Source organism: Microbacterium sp. NPDC058345, from assembly GCF_042723855.1.
Classification (GTDB): domain Bacteria; phylum Actinomycetota; class Actinomycetes; order Actinomycetales; family Microbacteriaceae; genus Microbacterium.
On sequence record NZ_JBHXIG010000002.1, the window covers coordinates 355846 to 371421 of the forward strand.

Below are 15576 nucleotides of genomic sequence, written 5' to 3' on the forward strand. Positions count from 1 at the left end.
ACATCCGATACCGGACGTCGGCGGCTCACAGGGCGGATGTCACTCGGCGTGACGGATGCGAAGCTTGTCTTCGTTGATCTCGTGCAGCGCGATGGTGAGCGGCTTGTCCTCGACGGACGAGTCGACCAGCGGTCCGACGTTGTCGAAGAGGTTCCCCTCGTGCAGGTCCGAGTAGTAGTCGTTGATCTGACGGGCGCGCTTCGACGCGTAGATCACGAGCTCGTACTTCGACTCGACGCGGTCGAGCAGGTTGTCGATCGGCGGATCGATGATGCCCTGGTTGGTTCCGGCCATGGTGGACCTCCTGATCAGGCGACGGGATCGTCGCGAAGTCGGTGCGTTCGCGCGCGCGAGCGGCTCAGCGCGCGGCGACAGAAGACAATTCTACGACCTCGCGGGCGGCGGTGGCGACGTCGGCGTTCACCACGCGGTAATCGAACTCGTTCTGCGCGGCCAGTTCGACCCGCGCAGTACGCAGTCTGCGCGACCTCTCCTCGGCATCCTCCGTGCCCCGCCCGACGAGCCGCTGCACGAGTTCGTCCCATGAGGGCGGCAGCAGGAAGATCAGGGTCGCCGAGGGTTCGGCGGCGCGCACCTGCCGCGCGCCCTGCAGGTCGATCTCGAGCAGGACGGTGCGGCCCTCGGCCAGCGCCGCGTCGACCGGTCCACGCGGGGTGCCGTAACGGTGCCTGTTGTGCACGACCGCGTACTCGAGCAGCTCGCCTGCGGCGACGAGCCGATCGAACTCGGCATCGTCGAGGAAGTAGTAGTGCACCCCGTCGACCTCGCCCGGTCGCGGCGCGCGCGTCGTCGCCGACACCGACAGGTGGATCTCGGGATGATGGGCGCGGATGTGCGCGGCGACGGTTCCCTTGCCCACGGCGGTGGGACCGGCGAGCACGAGCAGCCGGCTGCGGCCGGCGCGGGGCACCGCCGCCGGAAAACGGCGATCGAGCCAGGTCGACAGCGCGGCCAGCTGGCGCACGCCGAGCCCGCCGAGCCGCTTCACCGGCGAGATGCCGAGCTCGTCGAGGATGCGGTCGCGCTTGCCGGAGCCGATCGCGGGCAGCGCCATCAGGAAGTCCGTGACGCGCATCGTGGCGGCATCCGAGTCGTGGTCGGCGGTCGCGCGGCGCAGCACCTCCTGCGGCGTGACGACACGCGTGGTCAGATCGCGCTTGAGCGAGGCCCGCGCGCGACGCCTCTGCAGTGCGCGCTGAGCGGCAGCCACCCGATCGACTTCTGGGACAACGCGTGATTCAGCCACCCAGCACCTCCCGATAGCGTGCGGCCCGTTCGTCGATCGTATCCGCGATCCCGTCCGGTCCGGCGCTGAGGATGCTGCGGCTCTCGCTGGCGAGCACATTGCCCGCGACGGCGCCGAAGCGCGCCACGAGGTCTTCGGGAGTCGCGCCCTGCGCGCCGAATCCGGGAGCCAGGAGCGGTGTGCCGGTGAGCAGGCCGTCGTGCAGGCCCATCTCGGCGCGGTCGACAGTGGCGCCGATCACCAGACCGACCGGCCCGAGATCGCCGTCGAAGGCGGCAGAGCCGTTCACCCAGGTCACATCGCGCGCGACACGCTGCGCGACCGTCTGTTCGTCGGTGGCGGCCACGTCGACCGTCCGCGCGGTCTGCAGCGCCGCGGCCTCGGGGTTGCTGGTCGCCGCGAGCACGAACACGCCCTTCTGCTCCCGCACAGCGGAGGTCAGGGTGTCGCGCAGCGACTCCGGTCCCAGGTACGGACTCACCGTGACGGCATCCGCCTCCAGGGGCGACCCTGAGCCGAGCCAGGCGGCCGCATAACCCGCCATGGTCGACCCGATGTCGCCGCGCTTCGCGTCGGCGATCACGATCAGTCCTGCCTCGCGCGCCGCCGACAGCACGTCCTCCAGCGCCGCGAACCCGCGCGAGCCGAATCGCTCGAAGAACGACACCTGAGGCTTCACGATCCCGGCACGTCCTGCCGCCGCCTCGACCACCGCCAGTCCGAAGGCGCGCACGCCGTCGGCATCCTGATCGAGACCCCACTGCTCGAGCAGCGCGGCATGCGGGTCGATGCCCACGCACAGCGGACCGTGCGCGTTCATGGCGGCCCGCAGCCGCGCGCCGAACGACGTCGTCACACCGCGGCCTTCCGGTCGAGCTCGTACTCCTGCAGGCTGCGCACCGCGAAACCGGTGCCGGCGGCGTCCATCCCGCTGACCGCCGCGCCGAGGGTCGCGATGGTCGTGAACAGCGCCTTGTCCGCGGCGACCGCGGCCGCACGGATCTCGTAGCCGTCGGCGCGGGCCGCGCCGCCACTGGGCGTGTTCACGATCATGTCGATCTCGCCGTCGTTGATCAGGTCGACGATGTTGCGCTGCCCCGACTCGCGGGTCTCGCTGAACTTCGACACCACCGCGGCGTCGATGCCGTTGCGGCGCAGGATCTCGGCGGTCCCCTCGGTCGCCACGAGGGTGAAGCCGAGCTGCTGCAGACGGTGCGCCGGCAGGATCACGGCGCGCTTGTCGGCATCCGCCACCGAGATGAACACCGTCCCCGAGGTGGGCATCCCGCCGTAGGCGGCCGCCTGGCTCTTCGCGAACGCGGTCGGGAAGTCGCGGTCGATGCCCATGACCTCGCCCGTCGAGCGCATCTCGGGCCCCAGCACGGAGTCGACGGTCTTGCCGTCGGCGGTGCGGAACCGCTTGAACGGCAGCACCGCCTCCTTCACGGCGACCGGTGCGTCCAGCGGGACCCGGGAGCCGTCCTGCTCGGGCAGCATCCCCTCTGCGCGGAGCTCGGCGATCGTGGCTCCCGCCATGATGCGGCTGGCGGCCTTCGCCATCGGGATGCCGAGCGCCTTCGACACGAACGGCACCGTGCGGCTGGCGCGCGGGTTCGCCTCGATGACGTAGAGCACGCCGGCGCTGATGGCGAACTGCACGTTCAGCAGTCCGCGCACACCCACGCCCTGCGCGATGGCGAGCGTCGCTTCGCGGACCCGGTCGACGTCGGTGCGACCGAGCGAGACCGGCGGCAGGGTGCAGCTCGAGTCGCCGGAGTGGATGCCGGCCTCCTCGAGGTGCTCCATGACCCCGCCGATGAACAGGTCCGTGCCGTCGTACAGTGCGTCGACGTCGAGCTCGATCGCGTCGTCCAGGAACCGGTCCACCAGCAGCGGCTTGCCCTGTTCGATGATCACCTCGCCGGCGGTGCGCACGAAGTAGTCGCGCAGCGCCGGGGTGCTGTAGACGATCTCCATGCCGCGGCCGCCGAGCACGAAGCTGGGACGGACGAGAACCGGGTAGCCGATCTCCTCGGCGATGCGCACCGCGCCCTCGACGTCGATCGCTGTGCCGTTGCGCGGGGCGACGAGACCGGCGTCATCGAGCAGGCGCGAGAACAGCTCGCGCTCCTCGGCCAGATCGATCGCGGCGGGGCTGGTGCCGAGCACCGTGTAGCCGGCGGACTCGATCCCCTTGGCGAGGCCGAGCGGGGTCTGCCCGCCGAGCTGGCATACGACGCCGAGGATGGTGCCGCTCTGGGCCTCGGCGTGCAGCACCTCGAGCACGTCCTCCAGGGTGAGCGGCTCGAAGTACAGCCGGTCCGAGGTGTCGTAGTCGGTCGAGACCGTCTCCGGGTTGCAGTTGACCATGACGGTCTCGTACCCGGCATCCGACAGCGCGAACGACGCGTGCACGCATGAGTAGTCGAACTCGACGCCCTGGCCGATGCGGTTCGGCCCCGAGCCGATGATGACCACCTTGGTCCGCTCGGACGGGGCGACCTCGGTCTCGCTGTCGTAGCTCGAGTAGTGGTACGGGGTGAGCGCCGGGAACTCCCCCGCGCAGGTGTCGACGGTCTTGTACACGGGGCGCACGTCGAGCTCACGACGGATCGCGCTCGCCTCGGCCTCGGAGATGCCGCGCAGCTGCCCGATCTGCGCGTCCGAGAAGCCGTGCTCCTTGGCGTAGCGGATGACGTCGGCGTCGAGCTCCGGCGCGGTGCGCACGATCTCGGCCACCTCATTGATCAGCACGATCTGGTCGAGGAACCACGGGTCGATGGCGGTCGCCTCGAACGCCTGCTCGATCGTCGCGCCCTTGCGCAGCGCCTGCTGCAGCGTGACGATGCGGCCGTCGGTGGGCGTCTTCGAGATCTCGAGCAGCTCGCCGACCGTGCGCGTCTCCTCGCCCCAGTGGAAGCTCGAACCGCGCTTCTCGAGCGAGCGCAGCGCCTTCTGCAGCGCCGTCGCGTAATTGCGTCCGATGGCCATCGCCTCACCGACGGACTTCATGGTGGTCGTCAGTGTCGCATCGGCGGCCGGGAACTTCTCGAACGCGAACCGCGGCACCTTGACGACGACGTAGTCGAGGGTCGGCTCGAAGCTCGCCGGGGTGACACCCGTGATGTCATTGGGGATCTCGTCGAGCCGGTAGCCGAGTGCGAGCTTGGCCGCCAGCTTGGCGATCGGGAAGCCGGTCGCCTTCGAGGCCAGCGCCGATGACCGCGAGACGCGCGGGTTCATCTCGATGACGATGATGCGGCCGTTCTCGGGGTTCACCGCGAACTGGATGTTGCAGCCGCCGGTGTCGACGCCCACGGCGCGGATGATGTCGATGCCGATGTCGCGCAGCTTCTGGTACTCACGGTCGGTGAGCGTCAGGGCGGGTGCGACGGTGATGGAGTCGCCGGTGTGCACGCCCACGGGGTCGACGTTCTCGATCGAGCAGACCACGACGGTGTTGTCGGCCGTGTCGCGCATGAGCTCGAGCTCGTACTCCTTCCAGCCGAGGATCGACTCCTCGAGCAGCACCTCGCTGGTCGGCGAGTCGTGCAGGCCGGCGCCGCCGATGCGGCGGAGATCGTTCTCGTCGTACGCGAAGCCGGAGCCGAGTCCGCCCATGGTGAAGCTGGGGCGCACGACGAGCGGGTAGCCGAGCTTCTCGGCGCCGGCGAGCAGCTCGTCCATGCTGTGGCAGATCACGGATGCGGCGACATCCGCGCCCGCCTCGATCACCAGCTCCTTGAAGATCTGGCGATCCTCGCCCTTCTGGATCGCCTCGACCTTGGCGCCGATGAGCTCGACGCCGTACCTGTCGAGAATGCCCTGCGCGTGCAGCGCCATGGCGGCGTTGAGAGCGGTCTGGCCGCCGAGGGTGGGCAGGATGGCATCCGGCTTCTCCTTGGCGATGATCGTCTCGATGACCTCGGGGGTGATCGGCTCGATGTAGGTGGCGTCGGCGAAGTCGGGATCGGTCATGATCGTCGCCGGGTTCGAGTTGACGAGGATGACGCGCACGCCCTCCTCGCGCAGCACGCGGCAGGCCTGAGTTCCGGAGTAGTCGAACTCACAGGCCTGGCCGATGACGATCGGGCCGGAGCCGATGACGAGAACGGAGTTGATGTCGTCGCGCTTGGGCATTACTTGGCGTCCTTCTGTGCGAGGTGGGCGGCGACGACGTCGCGGAACCGGTCGAAGAGGTAGTTGGCGTCGTGCGGGCCTGCGGCGGCCTCGGGGTGGTACTGCACCGAGAACGCCGGGATGTCGAGGGCGCGCAGGCCCTCGACGACGCGATCGTTCAGCCCGATGTGGCTGACCTCGATGCGGCCGTAGCCGGCCGGACTGTCGAAGGGCTCGTCCAGCGGGGCGTCGACGGCGAAGCCGTGGTTGTGCGCGGTGATCTCGACCCGGCCGGTGGACTTGTCCAGCACCGGCTGGTTGATGCCGCGGTGTCCGAACGGCAGCTTGTAGGTGCCCAGCCCCAGCGCGCGGCCGAGCAGCTGGTTGCCGAAGCAGATGCCGAAGAAGGGCAGCTTCTCGTCGAGCACCTCGCGCAGCAGCGCGACGTGGCCGTCTGAGGCTGCGGGGTCCCCGGGGCCGTTGGAGTAGAACACGGCGACCGGGTCGATCGCCTTGATCTCCTCGATGGTCGCCGTCTGCGGCAGCACATGCACCTCGAAGCCGCGGCGGGCGAGATTGTCGACGGTCGCCTGCTTGACGCCGAGGTCGAGCACCGCAAGGTTGCCCAGCCGGTCTCCGACGGCCGGCGTGACGGCCGCGACCTCCACAGACACCTGCGCCGACAGGTTCTGGCCGGCCATCTCCGGTGCGTCGGTGACGATCCGCAGCTGCTCCTCGGGGTCGAGTGCGGCATCCGGGCCGGAGAAGATCCCGCCGCGCATGGAGCCGGCGGAACGGATGTGCCTCGTCACGGCACGCGTGTCGATGCCGCTGATGCCGACGATGCCGTCGCGGGCCAGCGTCTCGTCGAGCGAGCTGTTGGCGCGCCAGTTCGACACGACGCGCGAGGGGTCACGGACGATGTAGCCGGCGACCCAGATGCGGCGGGACTCGGTGTCCTCGTCGTTCATCCCGGTGTTTCCGATGTGCGGTGCGGTCTGGAGCACGATCTGACCGGCGTACGACGGGTCGGTCAGCGTCTCCTGGTAGCCGGACATCCCGGTCGCGAAGACGACCTCGCCGAGTGTCGTGCCGACGGCGCCGTAGGCGCGTCCGCGGTGGCGGGTGCCGTCCTCGAGAACGAGCACTGCCGGCTGAGGCAGGGAGGGGGCGGTGGTCGATGTGTTGTTCATGCGGAGGGTCCGTTCTCAGGTGCGGAGCAGAGTCGCTCGAGCTCCGGGAGTATCTGGTGCGGTTCGCCCGAGGTGAGCCGCAGGAAGGAGTCGACGAGGATGCCGGACGGCTCGCGCCAGACGAGGCGGATGAGACCGTTCGGTTCGACGACGCGGTTCATGGCAACGGTGGCCGTGTCGGCCGCGACGAGGCGCGACGAGGCGAGGAACACCGTCGGCGCACCGTCGAGGCTGAGAGCGACGCCGCGGTCGGTGAGCGCGAGCTCGCCGCGGGCGCGGTACGCCAGCGGGCGGATCGCGAGTCTCTCCAGCGGCTGGTCGTGCCGGGTGGTGGCGACGTACAGCACCTCGTGGCGCGAGGTGACGTCGGCGTGTTCCGGCACGCCGAGTGGTGCGCTGAGGCCGGCATCGCGGCGCAGCCGCGCTCTCCAGGCGAAGAGCATCGCGAGCAGGATCAGCAGCGCCACGGCGCCGATGATCAGGGCGGCAGTCTCGCGGGTCACCGTTGTGCCCCCCTCAGGTCGTCGCTCGGGAGCTCCGTCAGCGCGCCGCCCTCCACCGTGATGACGCCGCCGTGGATGGTCCACTCGACCCGGCCGGGCAGCTCGCGGCCCAGGTAGGGCGAATTCGCGCTGCGGCCGTGCAGGTCGGCTTCGGTGAAGACGCCCTGCGCACTCGGGTCGTACAGCGTGACGTGAGCGGGTGCGCCCGCTTCGAGGGTGCCGAAGCCCTCGAGACGGCCGATGCGGGCGGGCGCGGCGCTCATCACCCTGGCGACGTCCTCCCAGCCGAGCAGCCCCGTGGCGACCATCGACTGATGCACCACGCGCAGGGCGCTCTCCAGCCCCACCATGCCGTTCGCCGCCGCCTGCCACTCGCATGCCTTGTTCTCGGACGGATGCGGCGCGTGGTCGGTGGCGACGATGTCGATCGTGCCGTCCGCGAGGCCTTCGCGCACCGCGAGGACGTCCTCCTCGCGGCGCAGCGGCGGGTTCACCTTGTAGCGCGCGTCGTAGCCGCGGACGAGCTCGTCGGTCAACAGCAGGTGGTGCGGCGTGACCTCGGCCGTCACGGCGATGCCGCGCTTCTTCGCCCAGCGGATGATGTCGACCGAGCCCGCGGTCGACAGGTGGCACACGTGCAGACGCGAGCCGACGTGCTCGGCGAGCAGCACGTCGCGGGCGATGATCGACTCCTCGGCGACGGCCGGCCAGCCGGCGAGTCCGAGTTCGGCCGACACGGCCCCCTCGTTCATCTGCGCGCCTTCGGTCAGACGCGGATCCTGCGCGTGCTGTGCGATGACGCCGTCGAAGGACTTCACGTACTCGAGGGCGCGTCGCATGATCAGCGGGTCCCACACGCAGAAGCCGTCGTCGCTGAACACGCGCACCCGGGCCCGGGAGGCGGCCATGGCACCCAGCTCGGCGAGGCGCTCCCCCTTCTGGCCGACGGTGACCGCGCCGATCGGCTGCACGGTCGCATAGCCCGATGCGTCGCCGAGGGCGAGTTCCTGCTCGACGACACCGGCGGTGTCGGCGACCGGCGACGTGTTCGGCATGGCGAAGACCGCCGTGTAGCCGCCCGCTGCGGCGGCGCGGGTGCCGGTGAGCACCGTCTCGGAGGCTTCGAAGCCCGGTTCGCGCAGATGCGTGTGCAGATCGACGAGCCCCGGCAGGGCGAGCAGGCCGCCGGCATCGACGACGCGCGCTCCGGCCCGGCTGAGCCCGGTGCCGATCTCGGCGATCACGCCGTTCTCGATGACGAGGTCGATGGTCTCGCCTGCGGCTGATCGCGCGCCGGCGATCACCAGATTCTCGCTCACTGCACTCCCTCTTGTTCGTCGTTGCGCTCTCCCGCCAGCAGCAGGTAGAGCACGGCCATGCGCACGGAGACGCCGTTGGCGACCTGCTCGAGCACCGTCGAGCGCGGCGAGTCGGCGGCCTCCGTCGAGATCTCCAGTCCCCGGTTCATCGGGCCGGGATGCATCACGATGGTCTGCTCGGGCAGACGCGCCACCCGCAACGCGTCGAGCCCCCACAGCCGGGTGTACTCCCGCTCGTTGGGGAAGTACGCCGCGTGCATGCGCTCGCCCTGGATGCGCAGCATCATCACCGCGTCGGGCTCGCCGTCGAGGGCGCGGTCGAGGTCGTACAGCACCCGCACCGGCCACTGCGAGACGTTCTGCGGAATGAGCGTGGGCGGGGTGACCAGCGTCACCTCCGCGCCCAGCGTGGTCAGCAGCCACACATTCGAGCGCGCCACGCGCGAGTGCAGCACGTCGCCGACGACGACAACGCGCAGACCGCTCAGATCGCGTCCGCGGCTGTCGGCGCCGTAGCGGCGCTTGCGGATGGTGAACGCGTCGAGCAGGGCCTGCGTGGGGTGCTCGTGCGTGCCGTCGCCGGCGTTCACGACACCGGCCGAGATCCAGCCGCTGGTCGCGAGCGTCTGCGGTGCTCCCGATGCCGAGTGACGCACGACGACGGCGTCCGCCCCCATCGCTTGCAGCGTCTGAGCGGTGTCCTTCAGGCTCTCGCCCTTCGAGACGCTGGAGCCCTTGGCCGCGAAGTTGATCACGTCCGCCGACAGCCGCTTCGCGGCGGCTTCGAAGGAGATCCGGGTGCGGGTGGAGTCCTCGAAGAAGAGGTTGACGACGGTCTTGCCCAGCAGTGTCGGCAGCTTCTTGACCTGACGCGACTGGGTGTCGGCCATGTCCTCGGCGACATCGAGGATCCGCAGCGCGGTGGAACGGTCGAGGGTGCGGGTGTCGAGGAGGTGCCTCATGCTTCGATCGTCACCTCATCGATGCCGTCGAGCTCGCGCAGATGCACGTTGACCCGCTCGGTGCGGGCGGACGGGATGTTCTTGCCGACGAAGTCGGGGCGGATGGGCAGTTCGCGGTGACCCCGGTCGACGAGGATCGCGAGCCGCACCGCCGACGGACGCCCGATCGATCCGATCGCATCGAGCGCCGCGCGGATGCTGCGTCCCGAGAAGAGCACGTCGTCGACGAGCACGACGGTCCTGCCGTCGATGCCGCCGTCGGGGATGTCGGTGCGCTTGGGGGCACGGGTCGGATGCTTCGCAAGGTCATCGCGGAACAGCGTGACGTCGAGCGAGCCCACCGGGATCGGCTGTCCGGCGATGCCGGCGATGATCGGCCCGAGCCGATCCGCGAGCGTGACGCCTCGCGTCGGTATGCCGAGCAGCACCAGATCTTCGGCGCCGCGGTTGGATTCGAGGATCTCATGAGCGATGCGCGTGAGAGCACGCGCGATATCGGCTTCCTGCAGCACAGTTCGCGCAGACAAAGGCCACGTCCCTTCTCCGCCTCTCCGGACGGTGTTAAAGGTGGTGATGGGTACCAGTCTAGCGAGTCGGCGGGCACCCTCCGTTCAGGGGACGCGATCGGTCGGCGTCTCGGCTAGCCTGACCGGATGCTGTCGCCTTCTCGCCGCATCACCTTCGTGCGGCACGCCATGCCGGTGGTGGACGACGGGCTCGCGCCTGCGGCATGGTCGCTGAGCGCGGAGGGTGCCGTCGCGGCATCCGCTCTGGACCTGCCGACGGATGCGGTCGCCGTGGCCAGTCCCGAACGGAAGGCCGTGCAGACGATCGCGCTTGCGCGGCGCGTCGCGACCGAGGACATCGCGACGGAAGCGCGGTTCCGCGAGGTCGACCGCGTGGAGGCGGTGCACGACGACTTCCGCGACGCACGCCGGGCGTGGGTAGCGGGGGCGCTCGACGCCCGTCATACGGGGTGGGAGCATCCGCATGCGGCGGCGCACCGCTTTCATGAGGGGCTGCTCGCCCACCCGGCCGACCATCTGATCGTCGGGACCCACGGGATGGTGCTGACGGCCTGGATGGTCGCCCAGGGGCTGATCCCGCCCGGCGAGGCGGCCACCGCGTTCTGGGAGGCGCTGCCGCTGCCGGCGGTCGTCGAGCTCGCCACAGGGGGTGCGGTGACCGTCATGGGCACGCCGCCGGACGCGGCACTGCGCGGCGCACGAGGGCAGCAGATTCGCTGAGAACGGGCCGGACCGCGGGGTGCTGTTGCTCAGACGGCGGGCCGAAGCGCCTCGTCGGTGAGCTCGTCGGCCTTCTTCGCCCGGATCGGGTGGCCGCTGGTCGACAGGCATCGCCCGGTCTTCAGGTCCCACTTCCAGTCGTGCATGCTGCACGTCAGAACGCCGTCCTCGATCCTGCCGGTGCGGGTGAGATCCGCGCGCAGGTGCGGGCATCGGCGCTGCACGACCCAGTCGCCGATCTCGGCGTCCTCGGTCTGGTCGGTCTGCTCCTGGTACCAGTTCTCCACGTACTCGATGCGGTCGACCGAGAGGCACTTGAAGAACGTGTAGATGAACTCGTTGAACTTGCCCTTGCGGCCCGCGGTGAACTGCATCGACAGGAAGATCGAGTTCGACCAGTCGATCTCGTGATCGCGGATGTTCGTCGAGACGAGGTCGGCGGGGATCGTGTACCAGAACTCCACGTCCTCCCCCGCGAACTCGCGAACCTTCGCCTTGGGGAAGTCGACGACGAGATCGAGCTCGCCGATCGTCATGCGCACAGGGCCGCCGACGCCGAGGCGGATGGTGCGCGACTTCTTCAGCAGCGGCTCCCACCACGTCTTCAGCGCCTCGAGCATCTCGGCCGGCGGCAGCACTTCGGCACGCGTGGCCTCCTCGTCGCGCAGCTCCTGCTGACGCGAGGCGCGCTGCTCCTCGAGGTAGTCCCACTTCTCGTCGAAGATGTGGTCGATCTCGGCCTGGGTGTAGAGAGACTGCGTCACCGACAGCTCGCCGTGGTTCATCTCCACGACCGTTCCGGGCACGAAGAGCTGCCCGTCGTACTGCGGCGCCTGCTCCTTCAGATGCGCGAGGAACTCCTTCTGATCGGTGAAGATCGAGTCGCCGTCGCGGCCGGTCCCGTTGAACTCGAAGAGGTCGTCGCGCAGGAACATCGGCGGCCCCGCCATCGGGAAGACGTGCGGCGCGTCGACCTTCTCGATGTAATACATCGCGCGCTTGTTCTGCGCATCGCGCTTGAGGCGTGCGAAGTTCTGCTTGGCGTCCTGCGGCAGGTCGTAGACCATCGGCCACCAGATCGCCCCCGACACCTGGGTGAAGTACGCCTCGGGCTTGCCGAAGGCGAGGAGCTTCTCCAGATCCAGAGGGTGGGAGTCGTTCTGGTTCAGGATCGACGCGGTGCCGTCGTCGACGCTGAGCGACGAGTCGCCGATCGGGCCGTCGCTGGGCGCGCGCAACGGCGTGATCATGATCTTGAGCTCGCCGCGCTCGATGACCTCGCCGGCGGGGGCGTACGTGATGTTGGCGTACCCGAGGGCGCGGATGTCCTGCTCGAGGTCGTCGATCGGGTACTCGGGAAGCAGCACCTCGATGTCCTTGGAGATGTACTTCTCGAGCAGACGAGGGTCGAAGTGGTCGCGGTGACGGTGCGAGATGTACAGGAAGTCGGCCTCGCGCCCGAGGCGCTCCCAGTCGAGTCCTCGGTTGTCGGGGAACGGGAACCACGAGCCGTAGAACGACGGGCCGAGCACGGGGTCGCAGATGATGTTGCCGCCGCGCGTCTCGATGAACATCCCCGCGTGGCCGAGTCCCGTGATCCGCATGTCTCTCCTCCTGCTGTGAGCAGCCTCGATTCTACCGAGCGGATGCTGTGCACCACGGGTGAACCGTGGTGGGAGGCGGACACGGCGACACCTCAGGTTTCCAGCAGTCCCCGGATGTCGTCGGCCGTGAGCGCCTGCGAGAACAGCGCCTCGTCGTCCATCACGGCGGTGAACAGTCGTGCCTTCCGCTGCTGCAGCGCCAGGACTTTCTCCTCGATCGTTCCGGACGCGATGAGGCGATAGACGAAGACCCGGCTGGTCTGCCCGATCCGGTGGGTGCGGTCGATCGCCTGCGCCTCAGCGGCCGGATTCCACCACGGGTCCAGCAGGAAGACGTAGTCGGCCTCGGTGAGCGTGAGTCCGAAGCCGCCCGCCTTCAGGCTGATCAGGAACACCGGCTGGTCGCCACCGCGGAACCCGTCGATCACCTCGGCGCGCCGGCGGGTCGAGCCGTCGAGGTGGGCGTGCTCGATCCCTGCGGCGTCGAGCCGGGCCGCCGCGAGGTCGAGGAAAGAGGTGAACTGGCTGAACACGAGAGCGCGGTGGCCTTCCGCGCGCAGCTCCTCGATGTGCTCGATGAGCACGTCCAGCTTCGTGGACGGGATCGACCGGTCGGCTTCGTCGATGAGCTGGGGCGCCAGGGCCAGCATCCGCAACATCGTGAGCGATCGGAAGACGGTGAACCGATTGCGATCCAGGTCGGCGAGCAGGCCGAGAAGCTTCTGCCGCTCGCGCTGCAGCACGGCGTCGTATCGGGCGCGGTGCGCCGACGACAGCTCGACGAAGACCTCCTGCACCTGCTTCTCGGGCAGTTCGGCCGCCACCAGCTCCTTGGTGCGGCGCAGCATGAGAGGCCGGATGCGGCGGCGCAGACGCTCCAGTCGCCGCTGCCGGTACTCCCCGCCCTCTTCGTTCTCGGGGACCTTGCCCTGTTCGATCGGCTGCACGTACTCCTCGCGGAACCGCCGCGCCGAGGGGAACAGCCCTGGGGCGGTGAGCGACAGCAGCGCCCACAGGTCGGTGAGGCTGTTCTCCAGGGGCGTACCGGTGACGGCGATGGTGACCCGCGCCCGCAGCGCGGCGATCGCCTTGTGCAGCTTCGTCGCGGGGTTCTTGGCGAACTGCGCCTCGTCGAGCACGACCGCCGCCCATTCCCCAGCGGTGTACTCGTCCTCGTCGAGCCGCAGCAGCGTGTAGGAGGTCACGACGATGTCGGCGCCCGCCGCGGCATCCGCGACGCTGCGCTCCCTTCGCGCCGAGGTGCCCTCGATCACCGTCACCCGCAGATCGGGAGCGAACCGCGCCGCCTCGCTGCGCCAGGTGCCGAGCACGGATGTCGGGGCGACGACGAGGAACGGACTGCCCTCACCCTGCTCGCGGGCGTGCACCATCAGCGACAGCAGCTGCAGCGTCTTGCCGAGCCCCATGTCGTCGGCGAGGACGCCGCCCAGCCCATGTCGCCACAGGAACGCGAGCCAGTCGAAGCCCTGCTTCTGGTACGGACGCAGCTCGGCGTTCAGGCCTGCGGGCACCGGTGTGGTCGGCACGGAGTGCACGTCGCGCAGCCCGTCGGCCAGCGCCCGCCAGGCCACGGCGGGCTCGGCGTGATCCGCGAGATCTTCGAAATCGGCCCACAGCGCGGTCTGGTGCCGGCTGATGCGCGGGCCGGTCTCCCATTCCGCGAGCTGGGCGGCCTCGTCGATGAGCTCACGCAGCGACTGCAGGGCCGGATGCGCGAGCGAGAGATAGCTGCCGTCGACGAGAAGCAGCTTCGTGCGGCGCATGCTGAGCGCCGTGAACAGCGGGGTGAACGGAATCGATGTGCCGTCGATCTTCACGATGACGCCGAGATCGAACCAGTCGGGGTCGGTGGATTCCACGGTCGAGACGGTGATCTCGGGAGTGCCGCTGAGCTCGCGATACTGCTTGCGGCGGCCGGTGATGACGACGTCGACGTCATCACCCTCGAACACCGGCAGCACCTGCGCCGCCCATTCGGCGGCCTCCACTCCGTCGAGGATCGCGCGCTCGCGGAACGGATCCGCCGTCGCCGAGGCCCAGATCGCCTCCAGCCCGCGACGTTCGCGCGCCTCGGCATCCGGATCGCGGAACGGCTGGTCACTCGACCCGCGATCGACCGGCTCGAAGCCGACGGTGCCGTGACCCTCGTAGCGCCACTCGAAGCGGTACTCGACGCGGTCGGAGCGGCCGAAGATCACCCTCAGCACGGGTGAGGGCGCGGCCGGTTCGGGCAGCTCGAGCCCGCCGGCGGCCGAGACCGTGGCCTGCCGCGCGATGAGCGGGTACGCCTCGGCGAGGAACGTCGCCCGCTCGGCGGCCGGCACGTCGATCGGCTCGCCCGCCGTGACAGCGGCGTGCACGGCGGTCGCGAGCGGCACGGCGGCGAGGGTGATGTCGATCTCCGCCCCCACGACGTCCCAGCGGTACAGGCCGGTGCGGCCGATCGCGCGCAGCGATTCGACCGGTGCCGGCTCCCCCTCGATGCGCACGTCGGCCGTGATGGCCAGTCCGCCGTCGTCGTCGGGCTCGACGCGCAGACCGGCGGTCGCGGCGCCGGCGAGCCGCACCCGGGTGTGCTTCTGCGCGGCGATGAGCGGCACGCCGACCGCGGTGAGCGACCTGAGGTGCTGCCAGAGCAGCGGGGATTCCACGCGGTCGAGCACGATCCAGTCGCTCGCCGTGCCCGAGAGCAGCGAGTCGCGCGCGATCGCGAGGAAGTCGACGAACCAGCGCGCCTGCTCGGGTGCGAATCGGTCTCCGGCGCGGCGCAGAGCGTCCCAGTGCGCGTCGCCCTGCACCCACCGTCCCGTCGACTCGCTGCGCATGAACGGTCGCACGGCGAGCAGCACCTCGCCCTGCTCGCGCACGAGCTCACGCGGGGTGGCGGTGTGCGCCAGGGCGGCGCCCCAGCGGTCGACGGTGCGTGCCGGCTTGACGCGCAGCTCGACGCCGAGCGCGAGCGGGACGACGGGCTGCCGGCGTGGCGCGGCGGACGGCACGAGCTTGTGCCACGCGGGGACACGAGCCCGTGCCGATGCCGCCGATCCCGGCGTGCGCGGATCGTGGGCGGCGAGCATCGTCGCGACCACGTGCTTGCAGGCGCGCTGCATCGGGCAGGTGCACGCGCTGCTGAGAATCGCGCCGCCGCGGAACTGCACCCGGCACCGGTAGGGGGCGTGTGCAGTGCCGAACACCTCGCCGGTCAGCGTCTCTGTCGCCGGATCCCAGGCGGTGCGCAGCACCTGCCCGCGCCGGGCGTAGTCGAGGCCGCGCTGGTACCCGCTGTCTCCGGCCAGCATGCGCAGCTGCTGCGGACTGGGGCGCGGAGCGGTCATCCCGGC

12 protein-coding genes are annotated in these 15576 nt (G+C 69.9%); 1 reads left to right on the forward strand and 11 read right to left on the reverse strand.

Translation table 11 applies throughout. From position 1 onward, the window contains the following. Positions 1–39: 39 nt before the first annotated feature. The 9 genes from rpoZ to pyrR all read right to left on the reverse strand — a co-directional run bounded on the left by rpoZ (position 40) and on the right by pyrR (position 9890). Positions 40–294 carry a DNA-directed RNA polymerase subunit omega gene (gene rpoZ, locus ACFWH5_RS09345; RefSeq protein ID WP_309129253.1) on the reverse strand — a complete coding sequence of 85 codons (255 nt, stop codon included), beginning with the start codon at positions 292–294 and terminating at the stop codon, positions 40–42. Positions 295–358: 64 nt separating this feature from the next. Beyond that, positions 359–1267 (reverse strand): guanylate kinase, encoded by a 909-nt coding sequence (gene gmk / locus ACFWH5_RS09350; RefSeq protein ID WP_378834184.1) that lies wholly within the window; start codon positions 1265–1267, stop codon positions 359–361. Next, positions 1260–2123, reverse strand: a complete 864-nt coding sequence (pyrF, locus tag ACFWH5_RS09355; protein WP_378834185.1) for an orotidine-5'-phosphate decarboxylase — start codon at positions 2121–2123, stop codon at positions 1260–1262. Before pyrF ends, gmk begins: the two co-directional genes overlap by 8 nt. Then, positions 2120–5407, reverse strand: coding sequence for a carbamoyl-phosphate synthase large subunit (gene carB / locus ACFWH5_RS09360; protein ID WP_378834186.1), 3288 nt, complete (start codon positions 5405–5407; stop codon positions 2120–2122). The genes pyrF and carB overlap by 4 nt, the downstream gene beginning before the upstream one ends. Then, positions 5407–6579 carry a glutamine-hydrolyzing carbamoyl-phosphate synthase small subunit gene (carA, locus tag ACFWH5_RS09365; protein ID WP_378834188.1) on the reverse strand — a complete coding sequence of 391 codons (1173 nt, stop codon included), beginning with the start codon at positions 6577–6579 and terminating at the stop codon, positions 5407–5409. Before carA ends, carB begins: the two co-directional genes overlap by 1 nt. Next, positions 6576–7082: a hypothetical protein gene (locus ACFWH5_RS09370; protein WP_378834189.1), complete on the reverse strand. Its 507-nt coding sequence runs from the start codon at positions 7080–7082 to the stop codon at positions 6576–6578. The genes carA and ACFWH5_RS09370 overlap by 4 nt, the downstream gene beginning before the upstream one ends. After that, the gene (locus tag ACFWH5_RS09375) at positions 7079–8401 is read right to left on the reverse strand and encodes a dihydroorotase (protein WP_378834191.1); all 1323 of its coding nucleotides are present in this window, start codon (positions 8399–8401) and stop codon (positions 7079–7081) included. The genes ACFWH5_RS09370 and ACFWH5_RS09375 overlap by 4 nt, the downstream gene beginning before the upstream one ends. Then, positions 8398–9363, reverse strand: coding sequence for an aspartate carbamoyltransferase catalytic subunit (locus ACFWH5_RS09380; RefSeq protein WP_378834192.1), 966 nt, complete (start codon positions 9361–9363; stop codon positions 8398–8400). Before ACFWH5_RS09380 ends, ACFWH5_RS09375 begins: the two co-directional genes overlap by 4 nt. After that, positions 9360–9890 carry a bifunctional pyr operon transcriptional regulator/uracil phosphoribosyltransferase PyrR gene (gene pyrR, locus ACFWH5_RS09385; protein ID WP_378834194.1) on the reverse strand — a complete coding sequence of 177 codons (531 nt, stop codon included), beginning with the start codon at positions 9888–9890 and terminating at the stop codon, positions 9360–9362. The genes ACFWH5_RS09380 and pyrR overlap by 4 nt, the downstream gene beginning before the upstream one ends. A 126-nt stretch (positions 9891–10016) precedes the next feature. On the opposite strand from pyrR, the gene ACFWH5_RS09390 reads away from it, so the two are divergent. After that, entirely contained in the window at positions 10017–10610 is a 594-nt protein-coding gene (locus tag ACFWH5_RS09390; RefSeq protein ID WP_378834196.1) for a histidine phosphatase family protein, read from the forward strand. A gap of 29 nt (positions 10611–10639) precedes the next feature. Here ACFWH5_RS09390 and ACFWH5_RS09395 read toward each other — a convergent pair whose 3' ends face one another. Together ACFWH5_RS09395 and ACFWH5_RS09400 are read right to left on the reverse strand one after the other, a co-directional pair. Continuing rightward, positions 10640–12214, reverse strand: a complete 1575-nt coding sequence (locus tag ACFWH5_RS09395; protein ID WP_378834197.1) for a Rieske 2Fe-2S domain-containing protein — start codon at positions 12212–12214, stop codon at positions 10640–10642. Positions 12215–12306: 92 nt separating this feature from the next. Then, complete coding sequence (locus ACFWH5_RS09400) at positions 12307–15570, reverse strand: SNF2-related protein (RefSeq protein ID WP_378834199.1); 3264 nt, start codon at positions 15568–15570, stop codon at positions 12307–12309. Positions 15571–15576 lie beyond the last annotated feature (6 nt).